Here is a 17,318-nt window from a genome sequence, read left to right on the forward strand (position 1 = left end):
GCGCCCGTAGCTCAGCTGGATAGAGTACCTGACTACGAATCAGGGGGTCGGAGGTTCGAATCCTCCCGGGCGCGCCAGATTCTAAAAACCCGCTCTCATAGGAGAGCGGGTTTTCTGCTTTCTAGCCTGACTATCGTGGCTCGCGCGTTAGTCTTGCGATCGTGTAAAGCGCCCCCGCAATTTGCGGAAGGGCGCTTTTTTTTGGCTGGCGTTTAGGCGCGGTAGTAAAAGGCAGCGCTGGATGGGTCTGTGTGGCCTCAGGCGGTCTCGTAAGGGCTGGTAGCTGTCGTTTGCTGTACCAGGCTATCTAAAAGCGTGTCGAGGTCGGTGAGGCGTTTCAGACGCTGAAAGTGTTGGTTCGCTTCGGCATTGCCCTGACGCATTTGTGCAAGCCACTGTTTCACCAGTGACACGACCACGCGATCAGGAAGATGCTGGCGCTGGAGGGCAGCATACTCTTGCAGCACGCTGGCGCGCATTTCCCAGGTGGTTTCCGCCAAGCGTTCGCCGGTTTGCTGCCAATGGCGAATGCGCGGGGCAAGCCAGGGGTCCGCTAATGCGCTACGCCCCAGCATCACATCGCGACAGCCAGATAGCGTGCGAGCTTTCCAGTAATCTTCCAGCGTCCAAATATCGCCATTGGCCACCACCGGGATGGAAACGTGGTGGCGCACTTTGCCAATCCACTCCCAGTGCGCCGGTGGGCGGTACCCTTCATCCCGAGTGCGTCCGTGGACAACCAGGCGCGCCGCGCCGCCCGCTTCGGTGGCTTGGGCACAGGCCACCGCTAGGCGGCGATTGGCGAACCCCAAGCGAATCTTGGCGGTGACGGGTATTTCGCCATCTAGCGCCTCTGCGACCGCTTTCACGGCTTGATAAACGCGGTCAGGTTGGCGCAGCAGCGAAGCGCCGCCATCATGGCGGTTCACCAGTTTGGCAGGGCAGCCAAAGTTCAGATCAACGCTGATGGCCCCTAGTGCCAACGCTTGGCGTGCGTTATCAGCCAGTGCCTGTGGAGCAGAGCCTAGGAGCTGTAGATGAACAGGGACGCCGCTCGGTGTTGCCACCGGGCGTTCGGTCAGTTCTGGGCAGTGTTTATAAAACACGCGTGGGGGAAGGCGGGTATCCACCACCCTGACAAATTCCGTGACGGACCAGTCGAAACCGGGCCGACGGGTGAGCAGGTCGCGGGTGAGCGCGTCGATGACGCCTTCCATCGGTGCGAGACCGATCTTGCCTTTATGTAGTAAATTAACAACCATGACTTCCACTATGGCGCGATTGCATTCTATCCTGGATGTGGCAGGTTAGTGTATTACCCTTATTGCGCCAAGCGCCGTTAGAGGCGTTTGGTGTGCCAATAACTCTACAAAACAAGGAGAGCACGCTATGCAGGGGTCAGACTTGCTCCAAGAAGGGCTTGCTTTAATGGGCCTGGGTATGGGCTTTGTTTTTGTTTTTCTTACTATTTTGGTTGTTAGCGTGACGCTGATGTCAAAGCTGATCGACCGCTTTCAGCCTGCTCCGGTGGCAGCGCCTACAGGCCGAAATAGTGCGAAAACTCCCGCCAGTAACGGTCAAAATGACGAAGTCGTCGCAGTGATTAGTGCTGCAGTGCATCGTTATCGCTCGTCGCGCCGTTTGTAAGACGCACGCTTTCGTGTGCCTATTTCGCTCTAATTGCTATTTTTTTGTTAAATTTACTACAAATCCATAACGCTAAACTGTGAGCCACGACCATGAATGAAACAAAACGTCCTCTGGGAATCACTGATGTTGTGCTGCGCGATGCGCACCAATCGCTGTTTGCTACGCGTCTGCGCTTAGATGACATGCTTCCTATCGCCGAAAAGCTGGATAAAGTCGGCTACTGGTCTCTTGAAACCTGGGGCGGTGCGACTTTCGATGCGTGTATCCGTTATTTAGGGGAAGATCCGTGGGAGCGTATTCGCGCCCTCAAAGAGGCCATGCCGAACACACCTCAGGCGATGCTGCTGCGCGGCCAGAACCTGCTGGGCTACCGCCACTACGCTGACGATGTGGTCGATAAGTTTGTTGAGCGCGCCAAAACTAATGGCGTTGATGTGTTCCGCGTATTTGATGCCATGAACGACCCGCGCAACCTGGAACGCGCCATCAAGGCCGTCCGTCAGGTGGGCGGTCATGCGCAGGGCACCATTTCTTACACGGTAAGCCCGGTACATACCCTGGATAGCTGGGTAGATCTTGCTAAGACCATTGCCGCAATGGGCGCAGACTCTCTGGCTATCAAGGATATGGCGGGGCTACTCACGCCGTACACGGCGTATGACCTGGTCACGCGTCTGAAAAAAGAGCTCTCTATTCCGGTTCACCTGCACTGTCATGCGACCACAGGCTTGTCTACCTCGACCATTTTGAAAGCCGTTGAAGCCGGGATTGATAACGTCGATACCGCCATCTCCTCTATGTCGATGACCTATGGCCACAGCCCGACGGAGTCGGTAGTTGCCATGCTGAAAGATACCGACCGCGACACTGGGCTAGACCTGGAGCTGCTGGAAGATATCGCCGGCTACTTCCGTGAAGTGCGCAAAAAGTACGCTTCTTTTGAAGGCTCGCTGCGCGGTATTGATTCGCGCATCCTCGTGGCCCAGGTTCCCGGCGGCATGCTGACCAACATGGAAAGCCAGCTAAAAGAGCAGGGCGCTGGCGACAAGCTGGACGACGTGCTGGGCGAAATCCCCCGCGTACGCGAAGACCTCGGTTTTATTCCGCTGGTGACGCCGACCTCGCAGATTGTAGGTACCCAGGCGGTCATGAACGTCATGATGGGCGAACGCTACAAGTCGATCTCTAAAGAGGTACAGGCGCTGCTGAAAGGCGAATACGGCTCTGCCCCGGCACCCTTCAACGCTGAACTGCAAAAGCGCGTGTTAGAAGGCGGTGAGCCGATCACTTGCCGTCCAGCAGATAACCTTGCTCCTGAAATGGACAAGCTCGCCACTGAGCTGAAGCAGAAAGCCAGCGCTGACAGCATCCGCCTCGCTGAAAATGAGCGAGAGGTTGATGACGTACTGACTTACGCGCTGTTCCCGCAAATTGGCTTGAAATTCCTTAAAAACCGCGACAACAAAGACGCCTTTGAGCCAGCGCCCGAGGCGCCTCAGGCAGCTGCCCCAGCTAAGGCAGAGGCTCCCGCCGCGGCGCCTGCGCCTGCCGGTGGTCCGGAAACCTACACCGTGAAGCTCAATGGTAAAGCTTACGTGGTGGAAGTTTCAGAAGGTGGAGAGATTGGCGATATTCAGGAGCAGCCCGCTGCACAGCCTGAGGCGGCCGCCCCAGCGCCAAGCGGTGAAAGCATCGATGCACCGCTAGCTGGTAATATCTTCAAGGTGAATGTTCGCCCAGGCGATCAAGTAGCCGAAGGTGACGTGGTAATTATTCTTGAAGCCATGAAGATGGAAACCGAAGTGCGTGCCAGCAGCGCCGGTACGGTATCGAAAGTGAACGTCAGCGAAGGCGACAGCGTCTCCGTTGGCGACGCGCTGATTGAGCTTTAAGGGCATTCGGGAATGGATAAATTAATCACCTTGTGGGAGGGCTCCGGGCTTTACAACCTGGAGCTTGGCCAGGCGGCCATGATCCTGGTGGGGCTGGGTTTGCTCTATCTGGCGATCTACAAGAAGTTTGAGCCGCTGCTGTTGGTACCGATTGGCTTTGGCGGCATTCTCGCCAATATTCCAGAAGCGGGGCTGGCGATTTCGGCGTTGGATCAAGCCATTGAAGTGGCGAAGCCTGCTGTGCTGCAGCAGGTTGCGGCAGCGCTGGGCGCAACGCTAGATCCGCTGGTAGGGGTTGAGAGCTGGCGTGAGACGTTGAAGGCCATCGCGCACGATTCGGCAGCGCCGGATCAGCTGCGTGCAGCTAAAGATGTTGCCATGAACGTGGGTTATAACGATGGCATGCTCTATAGCTTCTATCGCGTTGCCATTGCGTCGGGCATTGCGCCGCTGCTGATCTTTATGGGCGTTGGGGCGATGACCGATTTTGGCCCGCTGTTGGCCAACCCGCGCACGCTGTTCTTAGGTGCCGCTGCGCAGTTCGGCATTTTTGCGACGCTGTTTGGGGCGGTGCTGCTAACGTCGATGGGCGTGATGGACTTCTCGCTTAATCAGGCCGCGGCCATCGGTATTATTGGCGGTGCGGATGGCCCTACCTCCATCTACGTTTCCAGCGTGCTTGCGCCGGAACTGCTGGGGGCCATTGCGGTCGCCGCCTACGCGTATATGGCCCTGGTGCCGCTGATTCAGCCGCCCATCATGCGTCTGTTGACCACTGAAAAAGAGCGCAAGATCACCATGACGCAGCTGCGTCCGGTCTCTAAGCTCGAAAAAGTGGTCTTCCCGCTGATGCTGTTGATTGCTGTCGCGCTGTTTCTGCCGGACGCAGCGCCGCTGCTGGGTATGTTCTGCTTCGGTAACCTGATGCGTGAGTGTGGGGTAGTGGAGCGCCTCTCCGATACCGCGCAAAACGCGCTGATCAATATCGTCACGATCATTCTGGGTCTGTCGGTGGGTTCTAAGCTGATGGCGGAGAGCTTCCTGGCGTTTGAGACGCTGGGCATTCTCGGCCTGGGGATCGTGGCTTTCGGTATCGGTACCGCCGCCGGTGTCTTGATGGCGAAGCTGATGAATCTGGTCAGCAAAATGCCCATCAACCCACTGATTGGCGCGGCGGGTGTTTCCGCTGTGCCGATGGCGGCGCGCGTGGCCAATAAAGTAGGGTTGGAAGCTAACCCGCATAACTTCCTGCTGATGCACGCCATGGGCCCGAACGTCGCGGGTGTCATTGGCTCAGCGGTAGCGGCAGGGGTCATGATCAAGTACTTGGGATAAGTACTTAGGATAAGTACCGGGGATAAGCGCTGTCTCGCCCCTGTGAAAACGCGGTTTACCGAGTAACGACTCGCGTAAACCGCGTTTTTTATGCGCGCTAGGAGCTGGTCTGCTGTATCTCAATCGTCGTTTTTAGACGGTTCTCCAATCCGCTGATTTCCAGCGCTGTATCTTTAGGCCAGCCAATGGTCAAGCTAACGCCTTCGCCATCGTAGTTTGCTTCTTCAACTGGCAATGATTGCTCGTCGCACCAGGCGCGGGCTTGTGCCTCTTGGGCAAAGCTGACCCTAAAACAGTAGCTGTCTCGCTCAACAACATCGCGGGTGGGAAGCGTTTCAATCCCTGCGTTGACTGCCTGAGCATAGGCCCGTGCTAAACCGCCTGTGCCTAACTTAGTGCCGCCAAAGTAGCGAATCACCACGCAGCCAATCTGGCCTATTTGGCTGCCCTGCAGCGCCTGAAACATGGGGCGACCGGCCGTGCCGCCGGGTTCGCCATCATCAGAAAAGCCGATATGGGTTTGCTCACCAGGTGGGCCTGCCACAAATGCGGTGCAGTGATGGCTAGCGTTAGGGTGGGCGGCTTTGGCGGCCTGCAGTAAGGCGTCAAAGGCTGCCGTGTCGGGTGCATGGCACATCCAAACCAGAAACTGGCTCTTTTCAACGTCAATCTCGGCGGTGTGCCATGTGTCAGGGGCTAAATCAGGGACTCGATAACGCAAATAGTGCTCCCGGCAGAGTGGGTAACCTGTTAATGATGCCGGGTCTCAGTCGCGTGGTGAGCCACGCCCATCACCATGCCCAGCACCTGGATATCACAATTATGCAGGAAGACTTCGGGCATCGCTGCATCTTCAGGCCATAAGTGAATGCCTAGGCGGCTAATCGAGAGCTGTTTTAGCGCCACTTCCCGTTGATTAATGGTAGCCACGGCGGTTTCTTGGTGGGCGTCGTGCTGGTGGCGATGGATAATAATCACATCACCATCGAAGAGGTTGCAGTTATGCATTCGGTCGCCGCGAATACGCAGCGCATACGTGTTGCGCCGGGTAACGGTGTGGGGCGTGGATGCTTGGCGAGTGTGCAAAGGCGCTACGCGTTGCCGTGACGCATGTAGCGCCATCGGCTGAGATGGAGTTTGCGAGGTGGCGTGAGAAAGTACGTGAGAAGGTACGTGAGACGTTACCTGTGTGGGTAGGCAAATCGTCATAGTGTGTTCTCCCATGCAGCGCCCGTTGCCAAGGCGTTTGATTGAGTCAATAGCTGTGGTTTTATTCTGGTATGGCTATTCATACAGTGGTTACAGTATAAGCCTGTTTTTGCATACAGTGCTAGTGCTGTCTTACCCCTGGGTTTCTTAAGTGCGCGTTAAGCGAAGTCACGCTGCGACCCAAGACCGCAGAGCGCGACTGGCGGGAAAGGGCCTTTCCGTGTAGAGTTCGACCCAAAATCAATGTGCCTGGAGTGTCTTTTGAGCCTGTGCCTGCAAGCCCGACAATTGGCCTGTGAACGTGACGACCGTTGGCTGTTTGAAGGGCTCGATCTCGATATTCAAAGCGGCGAGATCGTGCGCATTGAAGGCCCCAACGGCAGCGGCAAGACGACCCTGCTGAAAATACTCTCCGGCCAATTAACCGATTACCGTGGCGAGCTTTACTGGAATGGCGAACCCATGCGCCAAGCCCGTGAACATTTTCTCGCAAATTTACTCTATCTAGGGCATGCCCCCGGCGTGAAAGCAGGCCTTTCACCGCTTGAGAACTTAGCTTGGTATCAAGCGCTTAGCGGTGAAGAAGGCAGTGAGTCCGCACGCGAGGCAGCGATTGCTGGTGTTGGACTGGCTGGCTTTGAGGATATTCCCGCCGGGCAGCTTTCAGCCGGCCAGCAGCGGCGTGTGGCGTTGGCGCGATTAACGCTCACCCAGCGCGCGCTCTGGGTACTGGATGAACCCTTCACGGCGATTGACCGCCAAGGTGTCGCGGCATTAGAGACGCAGCTGGTAGCGCATGCGCAGTCGGGCGGCTGCGTGATTGTGACGACCCACCATGCGTTAACCGAGTCATCCGTGCTTAGGCGTATCCAGCTGGGGTAAGAAGGAGACAGCGTTGCAACGTTCACACGCTCAACTGAGCACCCCAGAGGTGGCTATGCATGCACCCCAGGGCGGTTTGATGGTGGCCATAAAGGCAACCCTCAAACGCGACCTTACCCTGATGTTGCGTCGCCGTGGCGAAGTGCTAAACCCGTTGGTGTTCTTTGCGCTGGTGATTACCCTGTTTCCTATTGGTATCTCACCGGACCCAGAGCTGCTTTCCACGATCGCCCCAGGGCTTTTATGGGTGGCAGCGCTGCTGGCAGCGCTGCTGTCGCTAGATAGCCTATTTCGTAGCGATTATGACGATGGCAGCCTGGAGCAGCTGTTACTGGCCCCTCAGCCCCTAGCGGCGTTGGGGTTGGCCAAAGTGGCGGTGCATTGGTTGTTAACAGGTTTGCCGCTGGCACTGATGGCACCGCTGCTGGGCATCATGTTGTCACTGCCTGCAGGAAGCTATGCCGTGCTGGCGATTTCGCTAGCGCTGGGTACGGCCAGCTTAAGCTTGATTGGCGCGATTGGCGCAGCGTTAACAGTAGGGCTAGCCCGTGGGGGCGTACTGCTCTCTTTGCTGGTACTGCCGCTATATATCCCGGTACTGATTTTCGGCGCAGGTGCGGTACAGGCCGCTATTTTTGGCGAAGGCATTGCCGCGCACCTGGCGATTTTAGGGGCGTTATTAGCACTTGCGCTAATGCTAGCGCCCTGGGCAATCGCCGCATCGCTACGCATCAGCATTAACGGTTAGAGGACGGGAACACCATGTGGGCCTTTATCAACAAACTAAGATCACCCAAGTGGTTTTATGCCATCAGTGCCAAGCTGCAGCCGATCTTCTGGGTGGCCGCAGCGCTGCTGCTGGTGGTGGGCACCATCTGGGGTCTGGCATTTGCACCTGAAGACTATCAACAGGGCAATAGCTTTCGAATTATCTATGTACACGTTCCTGCGGCGTTTTTAGCTCAGTCTATTTTCGTTTCCATGGCGGTCTCCGGGCTGGTGTTTATGGTGTGGAAAATCAAGGTAGCGGATATGGCCGCCACCGTGATGGCCCCGCTGGGTGCCGCGATGACCTTTGTGGCGCTGTTTTCAGGGGCCGTGTGGGGCGTACCCACCTGGGGTACTTGGTGGATGTGGGATGCACGGCTTACTTCCATGCTGATTCTGCTGTTTCTCTACCTGGGCGTGATCGCCTTACGCGGTGCGTTTAGCAGCCGCGATAGCGGCTCTCGGGCAGCCTCGGTGCTGGCTATGGTTGGCGTGATCAATATTCCGATTATTAAGTACTCAGTGGATTGGTGGTACACCCTTCATCAGCCCGCCACTTTCACGATTACAGGGCGCTCTGCCATGACCATGGACATGTGGGCACCGCTGCTGATCATGGTATTGGGCTTTTACAGTTTTTTTATTGCCCTAACGCTGATGCGCACGCGCAGCGAAATCCTGCGTCGTGAAGCCAATAAGCGCTGGGTGCGCGAACTTGCCGAGGAGGCGAACTAATGGCCTTTTCCTCGCTAAACGAATTTTTTGCCATGGGCGGCCACGCGGTTTACGTGTGGGCTGCCTGGGGAGTCACTGCGCTGTTGATGCTAGTGATCGTGTGGCACGCACGTCAGGAACGCCGCCAGCTACTGAACGTGGTAAAGCGCCGGGTTCGTCGTGAAAATGCCCAGCGCAACGCTCAGCCATCGCACGCGCAGCCCCCGCAAGAGCCAGTTAACTCTGCTCAGAAGGACGTTCACCATGACGCCTAAACGTAAACAGAAGCTGTTTGTCATCTTAGGGTTGCTGTCGCTCACCGCCATTGCGGTGGGCCTTACCCTTTATGCGCTGCGCGCCAATATCAATCTGTTTTTCAGCCCGGTACAAATTGCCCAAGGTGATGCCCCCATGGAGCGCCAAATTCGCGCCGGTGGCATGGTCAAAGAGGGCTCTGTGTCCCGCGACCCGGAAAGCCTGGATGTTGAGTTCGTGGTGACTGACTACGTGGATGATCTAGAGGTTTACTACAGCGGTATTCTGCCGGACCTGTTCCGCGAAGGGCAGGGCGTTGTGGTGGTGGGTGAGCTACAAGCAGATGGCCGCCTCTACGCCGACAAGGTGTTGGCACGCCATGATGAAAACTACATGCCGCCCGAAGTGGCACAGGCACTGGAAGAAGCAGGCTACTCCCCGGCCGACTTTCAAGCGAAAGCCGCCGAAGTGGGCAAGCGCCTAGAAGAGCAGGGCGTTCCACAAGCAAGTGACTATTAACGGCGTATCGCTACTTTCACCGTACCCAAGCGATAAAGCCTAATGCGAATCCGGAGCGCTCATGCTAATCAAAATGATTCCTGAAATTGGCCACTTTGCCCTGGTCATTGCGCTATTAATGGCGGTTGTCCAGGCCGTAATGCCGCTTGCTGGGGCAGCGACCCGTCGCCCGCTGTGGATGGCCTATGGCCGACCCATGGCCACCGGCCAATTCTTGTTCGTGGCCATTGCCTACGTCTGTTTAACCGCCAGCTACATGCTGGATGATTTCAGTGTCGCCAACGTGGCTAATAACTCCAACTCGCTGCTGCCCTGGTACTACAAGTTCAGCGCGGTGTGGGGAAACCATGAAGGCTCGGTGCTGCTGTGGAGCTTAATGCTAGCGGGCTGGGGTTATGCGGCGTCGGTCTTCTCGGGCGACTTACCCCGCGACATGGTGGCCAGGGTGCAGGGCATTATGGGCATGGTGTGTGTGGGCTTCTTGCTCTTCATTCTCATGACCTCCAACCCCTTTGAACGCCTGCTGCCCAACATGCCGCAGGATGGCGCGGACTTGAACCCGCTGCTGCAGGATTTTGGCTTAGTGGTTCACCCGCCGATGCTCTACATGGGTTATGTGGGCTTTTCGGTGGTGTTTGCTTTCGCGATTGCCGCCCTGCTGGGCGGGCGCTTAGACGCCGCCTGGACCCGCTGGGCACGCCCCTGGACCAACGTGGCCTGGGCGTTTCTCACCGTGGGAATCGCACTCGGCAGCTGGTGGGCCTACTACGAGCTTGGCTGGGGCGGCTGGTGGTTCTGGGACCCGGTGGAGAACGCTTCGCTATTGCCTTGGTTAACGGGTACGGCACTTGTTCACTCGCTGGCGGTGACCGAAAAACGCGGCTCGTTCAAAAGCTGGACGGTGCTGCTGGCGATCTCGACGTTCTCGCTATCGTTGATGGGCACCTTTCTGGTGCGCTCTGGCGTCCTCACCTCGGTGCACGCTTTTGCCAACGACCCCTCGCGTGGCTTCTTCATTTTGATGCTGCTGGCGATTAACGTCACGCTATCACTGCTGGTGTTTGCCCTGCGCGCGCCGCGGGTGAGCCATAAGGTCGGTTTTAACTGGCTCTCGCGGGATTCGCTGCTGCTGATCAACAACATCATTTTGGTCATCATGACCGTCACGGTGCTCTTGGGCACAGTGTATCCGCTGATTCTGGATTCGTTGGGCCTGGGTAAAATCAGCGTGGGCCCTCCGTACTTTAATGCGCTCTTTGTGCCGCTCACCGTGGTGATGTGTGTCTTCATGGGGCTTGGGCCCATTGCGCGCTGGAAAAGTATGAGTGGCCGGGAGCTGTGGCGTAAGCTAGGTCTCGCGGCGGCCGCTGCCATCGTGCTGGGAATTGCCATGCCGTTGTTATACGGCGGCGAGTGGAACCTGTGGGTGTCGCTGGGCATTATTTCTGCGCTGTGGATCGTCTTGCCAATGGTGCGCGACCTGTTCGACAAGACCCGCCACGCCAGCTCGTTTGTCGCCGGGCTGCGTAAGCTCTCGCTCTCTTACTGGGGAATGGTGCTGGGCCACGTGGGCATTGCGGTGACCATCGTGGGCGTTGCCGTCGTCTCGAACTACAACATCGAACGCAACGTACGCATGTCGCCGGGCTCCACCGTGGAAGTGGCGGGCTACCAGTTCACCATGACGGAACTCACCAACCGTCGCGGCCCGAACTTCCTGGCCGATACTTCGATCATTCAGGTACAGCACGGGGAAGATGGGCGCAGCTTTGTAATGCGCCCGGAGAAGCGCCTCTATCTCGCCACCGGCATGCCCATGACCCAAGTCGCGCTGCGTCCCGGTCTGTTCCGCGACCTCTATGTGGCCATGGGTGAAGACCTGGGCGACGGCAGCTATGCCATGCGCGTCCAGTACAAGCCGTTTGTGCGCTGGCTGTGGTTAGGCGGCCTGCTCATGGCCTTCGGCGGCATCTTGGCCGTCGCGGATAAACGCTACCGCCGCGCAGCCGCTCGCCAACCGGCATCCTCACGTATTGATCAAGCTCCGTCACAGGAGGCCACGGTATGACACGACGCCTGCTGCTGCTTCTTTTACCCATCGGTTTTGTGGGCATCGCGCTGTTTCTTTATCAGGGGTTGGGGCGCGACCCTTCTCAACGGGATTCGGCGCTGATGGCGCGGGATTTTCCTGCGTTCGAAGCCACCACGTTGCGAGATGCCAACCGTCAGGTGGATCAATCGCTGCTGACAGGGGAGGTCACGCTCGTCAACGTATGGGGCGAATGGTGCCCCGCCTGCAAGCAGGAAATGCCGCAGCTGTTAGAACTCGCTGATAACGGCATCCGTATGGTGGGCATCAACTACCGGGATACCCGCGAGAAAGGCTTGGAGTTTTTAAGCGAGTTTGGCGACCCCTTTGAAGTGAACGTCTTCGACCCTGAAGGCAGCCTGGGCTTTGATCTCGGCGTTTACGGCGCACCGGAAACGTTTTTGGTGGATGCCGACGGGGTCATTCGTTACCACCATAAAGGCTACGTATCGCCTGAAGACGTTCGCGAGCGCATCCTGCCGGAGGTGGGAAAATGGCGTTAATGCGTTGGATATTCGCTGCTGTCTTGCTAACGCTGGCGGGCAGCGTTGTCGCGGCAGGCATTGAACTCCGCGAGTTTGAAGACCCGGTGATGGAGCAGCGCTACCGTGACCTCACGGCCTCCATGCGCTGCCCGCTGTGCGAAAACCAGGCTATCGATGACTCTGACGCGCCGATCTCTGGCGACATGCGCGAACGGGTCTATCAGCTGCTTCAAGACGGTCAGTCGGATATCGAAATTATCAATCACATGGTGCAGCGTTTTGGGGAGTACATCCTTTACAACCCGCGCCTGGAAAACCGCACCTACCTGCTGTGGGGGCTACCCATTGGGTTGGTGGTGCTAGGCATGCTGGTCGTCGTGCTGATGGTACGCGCCCGCCGCAATGCGTCTGCGAAAGCGTTGAGCGCAGAAGAGCGCGCCCGCTTGGATGCCCTGATTAACCGCGAGAGGTCTTCATGACACCGCTCTGGATAGCGATTGCCTTACTGTTACTGCCTGCGCTGTGGCTATTAATTGCCCCCATGCGCGGTGCCCGTACCCTGCGTGACCAGCTCGATCATTTCGAAGCCAATGACACCTCGGCTGAACAGAACGTAGCGATTTTCCAACGCCGCTTGGCTTCGTTGGAGGCTGCCCGCGAGCGGGGTGATATCGACGACGCTCGCTTTAACGAAGACCGTTTAGAGCTAGAGCGCAGCCTGCTGGAAGACACTGCCACCCAAACTAAGCGCCCGCTAAAAACCGTGACCGCTGGACGACTGGTGGTGCCGCTGGTCATGGTTGCCGTGGTGGGGGCCAGCACCTTCTGGTACCAGCAGAATGGTGCAGAAGGCGACCTGACGCTCTACGCCATCCAAGAGGAGGTTCGCAACGACCCAGAAGGCTCGATGGCGATGTTCCTAGAGCGCATGGAGGCCGAGGCCGAGCGTCAGCCCAACAACCCCAACGTGTGGAGCTCGCTGTTTCCGCTCTACCGCGATACTGGCCAACCCGAAAAAGCCGCCGATGCGCTGGAGCGCTTGATTGCCATTGAAGGGCGTATTCCACCGCTGCTCGCCCAGCTGGCGCAGCTCCGCTTCTTCATGGCTGAGCGTGAGCTAACTCCTGATGTTCAAGCGTTAGTGGATGAAACGCTAGAGTTAGACCCCCGTCAGCCCACTGTGCTGGGGCTGTTGGGCATCTACGCCTTCGATAACGGTGACTATGAAACGGCCATTGACCGCTGGCGTCGCGCTGTTGCTAACATCGAAGATCCGGAAACGGCTGAGTCGCTGCGTGATGGCATTCGCGTTGCCCAAGAGCGCATGGGCGTAACGCCGGAGGCCCCCGCAGCGGCGCAGGGCCAAGGGGTGCGGGTGAACGTCTCCTTGGATGAGGCGCTGGTAGACAACGTCAATGACGACGCCACGGTGTTTATCACCGCACGGGATATCGACGGCGAGCTGCCGCCGCTGGCAGTGATCCGCGCGCAGGTTTCTGAGCTGCCCATGACCGTGGTGCTGGACGATACCGCCGCCATGTCGCCGCAAGCGCAAATCTCCCAGGTGCGCGAAGCGCGCTTGGTAGTGCGCGTATCTGCCTCTGGGCAGGCCACGCCGCAGCCGGGCGACCTGTTTGGCGACTTGGAGAGCGTCAGCGTAGGTGCCATCAACGAAGACAATACGGCTGATGTCGTTATTAATCGTGTTTTTGAATAAATCCCACGAAAGCCACCGCCGCTAAGGGTCGCAATGCGCTTAACCTCTATTCGTCTTGTTGGGTTCAAGTCCTTTGTTGATCCGGTCACCGTGCCCTTCGATGGCAATATGACGGCCATCGTCGGGCCGAATGGCTGCGGTAAATCTAATATTATCGACGCCGTACGCTGGGTGATGGGGGAGTCCTCCGCCAAAACCCTGCGCGGCGAATCCATGGCCGACGTTATCTTCAACGGTTCTACCGGGCGTAAGCCGGTGGGGCAGGCATCTATCGAGCTGAAGTTCGATAACCGCGATGGCGGCATGGGCGGTTTATACGCCCAGTACGCTGAAATTGCCGTCAAGCGCCTGGTGACTCGGGATGGTCAGTCTAACTACTTCTTCAACGGCCAGAAGTGCCGCCGCCGGGATATCGCCGACCTGTTCATGGGTACCGGCCTAGGCCCGCGCTCCTACGCCATTATCGGCCAGGGCATGATCTCGCGGCTGATCGAAGCGCGCCCGGATGACCTTCGTGCCACCCTCGAAGAAGCCGCGGGGATCTCCAAGTACAAAGAGCGCCGTCGGGAAACCGAAAACCGCATGCGCCGTACTCAGGAGAACCTGGAGCGCCTGGACGACATTCGCGAAGAGCTGGATAAACAGCTCGAACGCCTCAAGCGCCAAGCGGAAGCCGCCAAGCGTTACCAAGAGCTCAAACAGCAGGAGTACCGCTTAAAAGGCGAGCTGGCGCTGCTGCGTGGCCGCACCCTGCGGGCCGAACAGTCTCACCAAGAGAGCCGTGTCCGCGAGCTGGAAATTGCCGTCGAGAAAGACGTGTTTGGCGTGCGCCAGTGCGAAACCCGCCTAGAGCAGGCCCGCGAACAGCACGACGAGCTGGCCGAAGTGTTGGACCGCCACCAACAGCAGTTTTATGAAACCACCACGCGCATTGCCCGCTTAGAGCAAGACCAGGCCCACCGCCGAAGCCGCGAAGCGCAGCTGGCCAACGATATTGCCACCGCGCGCCGGGATCTTGACGAGCAGCGCCAGGTCAGCGAGGGCGACCAGGAGCGGCTCACTGTGATCGACGAGCGCTTTGAGGAGCTGCTGCCCGAGCATGAAGCGCTGGAAGAGCAGCTCGAAATGCTCGAGCAAACCCTGGCCGACGCAACGCCAGCGCTGGAAGCCGCCGAACAGCAGTGGGCCGACGCCGAAAACCGCTGGCGCGAGGCCAGCCGCGATGCCGACCGTAGCCAAGACCAACTGCGTGATTTAGAGCAACGTATTGCCCGCCTGCAGGCAGAAGGGCAGCGCCGCCGCCAGCAGCGCGGCGAGCTGGCCGACATGACCGCGCTACAAAACGAGCACGCCGAATACCAAGCCCGCCTGGAAGAAGCCGACCAACGTGCCGATGCCTTCCAAGTGGAGCGTGAGCAGTGGCAGCAGCGCTACAGCGGTGCCAAAAGCGCCTACCAGCAAGCGGTAACCTGCCGCGATGAGCAGCGCGCTGCGCTGAGCCAGCAGCAGGGCGAACTTGCCTCGCTGCAGGCGCTGATGGATGCCGCCCTGGCTGACCACGACCCTCAGCTAAGCGAAACGCTAGCCGCTCATGGCCTCGCCGCTGCACCCCGCTTGGGTGAAGCCATTTCGGTCAGCCAAGGCTGGGAGCGGGTTATTTCCTGGCTACTCGCCCCTTGGTTAAACGCCCGACTGGTAGCCGCCCATCAGCTAAACGCGCTGCCCGAAGCGCTAGCGACGGAGTGGTGCTTGATTGATCAAGCGCCGCCTTCCACAGCCACGGCAGGCGCAGGCAATCGCCTCAGCGATTTGGTGAAAGGCGCAGGCGCGCTAACGGAGTGGTTAGCAAGTATTCACTATGTGGATACCGCCGAGGCGGCCGAAGCGCTGCTGCCTATGCTTGCCGTTGGTGAGAGCGTGGTTAGCCAAGACGGCGTATGGCGCGGTCGCGGTTGGCTGCACCAGCAGTCGAACGGCGAGGGTGTCGATGCGCTATTGGTGACGCGTCGCCGCTTTGAGGAGCTGGCCGCAGAGCGTGAGCGGGCCGAAGAGGCGCTAGCACTCTTAGATGAACAGTGCGAAGCCGCCAACGAGACGATTGAAACGTTAGAACTGACCCGTGAGCAGCAGGCGGAGCAGGAGCGCGACCACGCGGCCACCCGCCAACAGCTAGCAGTGCAAGAGCAGCGGCTTGCCCAACGCCTTGAGCATCTCTCCAGCCGCGCCACGGAGCTGGACGACGAACTGGCGCAACTGCAAGAAGATGAGGCGGAGTTAACGCTTACTTTAGAAGAGCAGCGCGCTCGTTGGCACACGGCTATGGAGCAACTGGAAACCGCCGCAGAAGCCCGCGAAACCAGCGCCGAACAGCGCCACCGCCAGCGTGAGCAGCGCGAGCAGCTCAACCAACAGCATGCCCCGCTCAAAGCGCGGCAGCAGGCGCTGGCCTTGGAACGTGAGCGCTTAAAAGCCGAACGCGACAGCCTGCGTGCGCAGCAGTCCCGCTCAAGCGATACCGAAGAGCGCCTCTCTCTGCGTATTGCTGAGCTGGAAGAGTCCCGTGAAATGCTGGTCGAACCCGACGAGCTGGCCGCAGAAGAGCTTGAAGAGCTATTGCATCAACGCGAACAGCAGGAGCGTCGGCTCAACGAGACGCGCCAGCAGGCACAGGCGCTGGCCGAGCAGCTGCGCAACGATGAGTTAGCCCGCCAGCAGCATGAGCGCAATCTGGAGCAGAGCCGCGAACAGCTCCAGCAGCGCCGCATGGACGTGCAGGCGCTGGCGCTTAAAGCAGCGACCCAGGATGAGCAGTTAGCGGAACTGGGCCACGATGCCGATGCGCTCGCCAGTACGCTGCCCAGCGATGCCAGCGAACCTGCGTGGCAAGAGCGCTTGGAAAGCACCTCGGAAAAAATCCGCCGCCTGGGGGCGATCAACCTTGCGGCAATAGAAGAGTATGACCAACAGGCCGAGCGGCGTAACTACCTCGAAGCCCAGCACGCGGAGCTTACCGAAGCCCTCGAAACGCTGGAGCGTGCCATTAAGCGGATCGACCAAGAAACCCGCGTGCGTTTCCGTGAAACCTTCGATCAGGTGAACACTGGTCTGCAAACCCTCTTCCCACGCGTATTTGGTGGTGGTGCCGCTTGGTTAACGCTGACCGGAGACGACCTATTGGAAACCGGCGTGGCCATCATGGCCCGCCCACCGGGTAAGAAGAACAGCACGATTCACCTGCTATCCGGTGGGGAAAAAGCGCTGACTGCGCTGTCGCTGGTCTTTGCCATCTTCCAGCTCAACCCGGCCCCGTTCTGTATGCTGGATGAGGTCGACGCTCCGCTGGATGACGCCAACGTTGGCCGCTACGCCAAGCTGGTGAAAGAGATGTCCGAAAGCGTGCAGTTCATCTATATCACCCACAACAAGATTGCCATGGAAGCCGCCGAGCGCCTGATGGGGGTCACCATGCAAGAGCCCGGCGTTTCGCGTTTGGTTTCCGTGGGTATTGATGAGGCCGCTGAGCTGGTTGAGTAGCGCGTACGCGTTGCCATAAAAGAAAGCTCTTAGACAGATCTTATGACAGCTCTTGTGAAAGCTCTTGTGAAAGCCCTTACGCGACTTCCCAGGAGTTTCCTTATTTGCGTTGAGCGCTTCACACAATGTGTTTACTGCGCGGATCAGGCGCTAGGTAAAAGAAAGGCTTCGTTAAGCCTTTAGGCGTGAAACGCTTTGAGAACAGTAGCTTGTTGCCAAGGTCCCGCTGCGGGCATCGTTTTGGTGCAGCGACAGCCTTGGCAAGTTAG

Annotated in this window: 16 protein-coding genes and 1 tRNA gene; 14 read left to right on the forward strand and 3 right to left on the reverse strand. The window is 58.5% G+C overall.

Annotated elements, in window-relative coordinates; all coding sequences use genetic code 11:
• Positions 1–77 (forward strand) — tRNA-Arg (locus R0J87_RS06525).
• A gap of 180 nt (positions 78–257) precedes the next feature.
• On the opposite strand, the gene R0J87_RS06530 is transcribed toward R0J87_RS06525, so the two are convergent.
• Complete coding sequence (locus tag R0J87_RS06530; RefSeq protein ID WP_404344876.1) at positions 258–1,262, reverse strand: tRNA dihydrouridine synthase; 1,005 nt, start codon at positions 1,260–1,262, stop codon at positions 258–260.
• A 127-nt stretch (positions 1,263–1,389) separates the two neighbouring features.
• Here R0J87_RS06530 and R0J87_RS06535 point away from each other — a divergent pair, with 127 nt between their 5' ends.
• The 3 genes from R0J87_RS06535 to R0J87_RS06545 all read left to right on the forward strand — a co-directional run bounded on the left by R0J87_RS06535 (position 1,390) and on the right by R0J87_RS06545 (position 4,877).
• The gene (locus tag R0J87_RS06535; RefSeq protein WP_498885107.1) at positions 1,390–1,647 is read left to right on the forward strand and encodes an OadG family protein; all 258 of its coding nucleotides are present in this window, start codon (positions 1,390–1,392) and stop codon (positions 1,645–1,647) included.
• A gap of 92 nt (positions 1,648–1,739) precedes the next feature.
• Positions 1,740–3,542, forward strand: a complete 1,803-nt coding sequence (oadA, locus tag R0J87_RS06540) for a sodium-extruding oxaloacetate decarboxylase subunit alpha (protein ID WP_404465282.1) — start codon at positions 1,740–1,742, stop codon at positions 3,540–3,542.
• Between the two features lie 12 nt (positions 3,543–3,554).
• On the forward strand, positions 3,555–4,877 hold the full coding sequence (locus tag R0J87_RS06545; protein ID WP_404465284.1) for a sodium ion-translocating decarboxylase subunit beta: 1,323 nt from the start codon (positions 3,555–3,557) through the stop codon (positions 4,875–4,877).
• Between the two features lie 97 nt (positions 4,878–4,974).
• Here R0J87_RS06545 and R0J87_RS06550 read toward each other — a convergent pair whose 3' ends face one another.
• Together R0J87_RS06550 and R0J87_RS06555 are read right to left on the reverse strand one after the other, a co-directional pair.
• Positions 4,975–5,598, reverse strand: a complete 624-nt coding sequence (locus R0J87_RS06550; RefSeq protein ID WP_498885109.1) for an IMPACT family protein — start codon at positions 5,596–5,598, stop codon at positions 4,975–4,977.
• Positions 5,599–5,627: 29 nt separating this feature from the next.
• The gene (locus tag R0J87_RS06555; RefSeq protein ID WP_498885111.1) at positions 5,628–6,086 is read right to left on the reverse strand and encodes a LexA family protein; all 459 of its coding nucleotides are present in this window, start codon (positions 6,084–6,086) and stop codon (positions 5,628–5,630) included.
• Between the two features lie 261 nt (positions 6,087–6,347).
• Here R0J87_RS06555 and ccmA point away from each other — a divergent pair, with 261 nt between their 5' ends.
• The 10 genes from ccmA (at position 6,348) to smc (ending at position 17,049) form a co-directional block, all read left to right on the forward strand.
• The gene (gene ccmA / locus R0J87_RS06560; RefSeq protein ID WP_498885112.1) at positions 6,348–6,968 is read left to right on the forward strand and encodes a cytochrome c biogenesis heme-transporting ATPase CcmA; all 621 of its coding nucleotides are present in this window, start codon (positions 6,348–6,350) and stop codon (positions 6,966–6,968) included.
• 55 nt (positions 6,969–7,023) lie between these two features.
• Positions 7,024–7,716, forward strand: a complete 693-nt coding sequence (ccmB, locus tag R0J87_RS06565; RefSeq protein ID WP_404345976.1) for a heme exporter protein CcmB — start codon at positions 7,024–7,026, stop codon at positions 7,714–7,716.
• Between the two features lie 14 nt (positions 7,717–7,730).
• Positions 7,731–8,471, forward strand: coding sequence for a heme ABC transporter permease (locus R0J87_RS06570; protein ID WP_498885114.1), 741 nt, complete (start codon positions 7,731–7,733; stop codon positions 8,469–8,471).
• Positions 8,471–8,725 (forward strand): heme exporter protein CcmD, encoded by a 255-nt coding sequence (gene ccmD / locus R0J87_RS06575; RefSeq protein WP_498885116.1) that lies wholly within the window; start codon positions 8,471–8,473, stop codon positions 8,723–8,725. The genes R0J87_RS06570 and ccmD overlap by 1 nt, the downstream gene beginning before the upstream one ends.
• A complete protein-coding gene (gene ccmE, locus R0J87_RS06580) occupies positions 8,715–9,224 on the forward strand; it encodes a cytochrome c maturation protein CcmE (RefSeq protein ID WP_404344885.1) in 510 nt (169 codons plus the stop codon). The genes ccmD and ccmE overlap by 11 nt, the downstream gene beginning before the upstream one ends.
• Positions 9,225–9,285: 61 nt before the next feature.
• Positions 9,286–11,292, forward strand: a complete 2,007-nt coding sequence (locus R0J87_RS06585) for a heme lyase CcmF/NrfE family subunit (RefSeq protein ID WP_498885117.1) — start codon at positions 9,286–9,288, stop codon at positions 11,290–11,292.
• Positions 11,289–11,816, forward strand: a complete 528-nt coding sequence (locus R0J87_RS06590; protein WP_498885118.1) for a DsbE family thiol:disulfide interchange protein — start codon at positions 11,289–11,291, stop codon at positions 11,814–11,816. Before R0J87_RS06585 ends, R0J87_RS06590 begins: the two co-directional genes overlap by 4 nt.
• Positions 11,807–12,277 carry a cytochrome c-type biogenesis protein gene (locus R0J87_RS06595; RefSeq protein WP_498885120.1) on the forward strand — a complete coding sequence of 157 codons (471 nt, stop codon included), beginning with the start codon at positions 11,807–11,809 and terminating at the stop codon, positions 12,275–12,277. The genes R0J87_RS06590 and R0J87_RS06595 overlap by 10 nt, the downstream gene beginning before the upstream one ends.
• Positions 12,274–13,515 (forward strand): c-type cytochrome biogenesis protein CcmI, encoded by a 1,242-nt coding sequence (gene ccmI / locus R0J87_RS06600; protein WP_498885122.1) that lies wholly within the window; start codon positions 12,274–12,276, stop codon positions 13,513–13,515. Before R0J87_RS06595 ends, ccmI begins: the two co-directional genes overlap by 4 nt.
• A gap of 33 nt (positions 13,516–13,548) precedes the next feature.
• Positions 13,549–17,049 carry a chromosome segregation protein SMC gene (smc, locus tag R0J87_RS06605; protein WP_498885123.1) on the forward strand — a complete coding sequence of 1,167 codons (3,501 nt, stop codon included), beginning with the start codon at positions 13,549–13,551 and terminating at the stop codon, positions 17,047–17,049.
• Positions 17,050–17,318: the final 269 nt, after the last annotated feature.

Origin of the sequence: Halomonas sp. SIMBA_159 (assembly GCF_046536035.1) — a bacterium.
Classification (GTDB): Bacteria; Pseudomonadota; Gammaproteobacteria; order Pseudomonadales; family Halomonadaceae; genus Vreelandella; species Vreelandella venusta_A.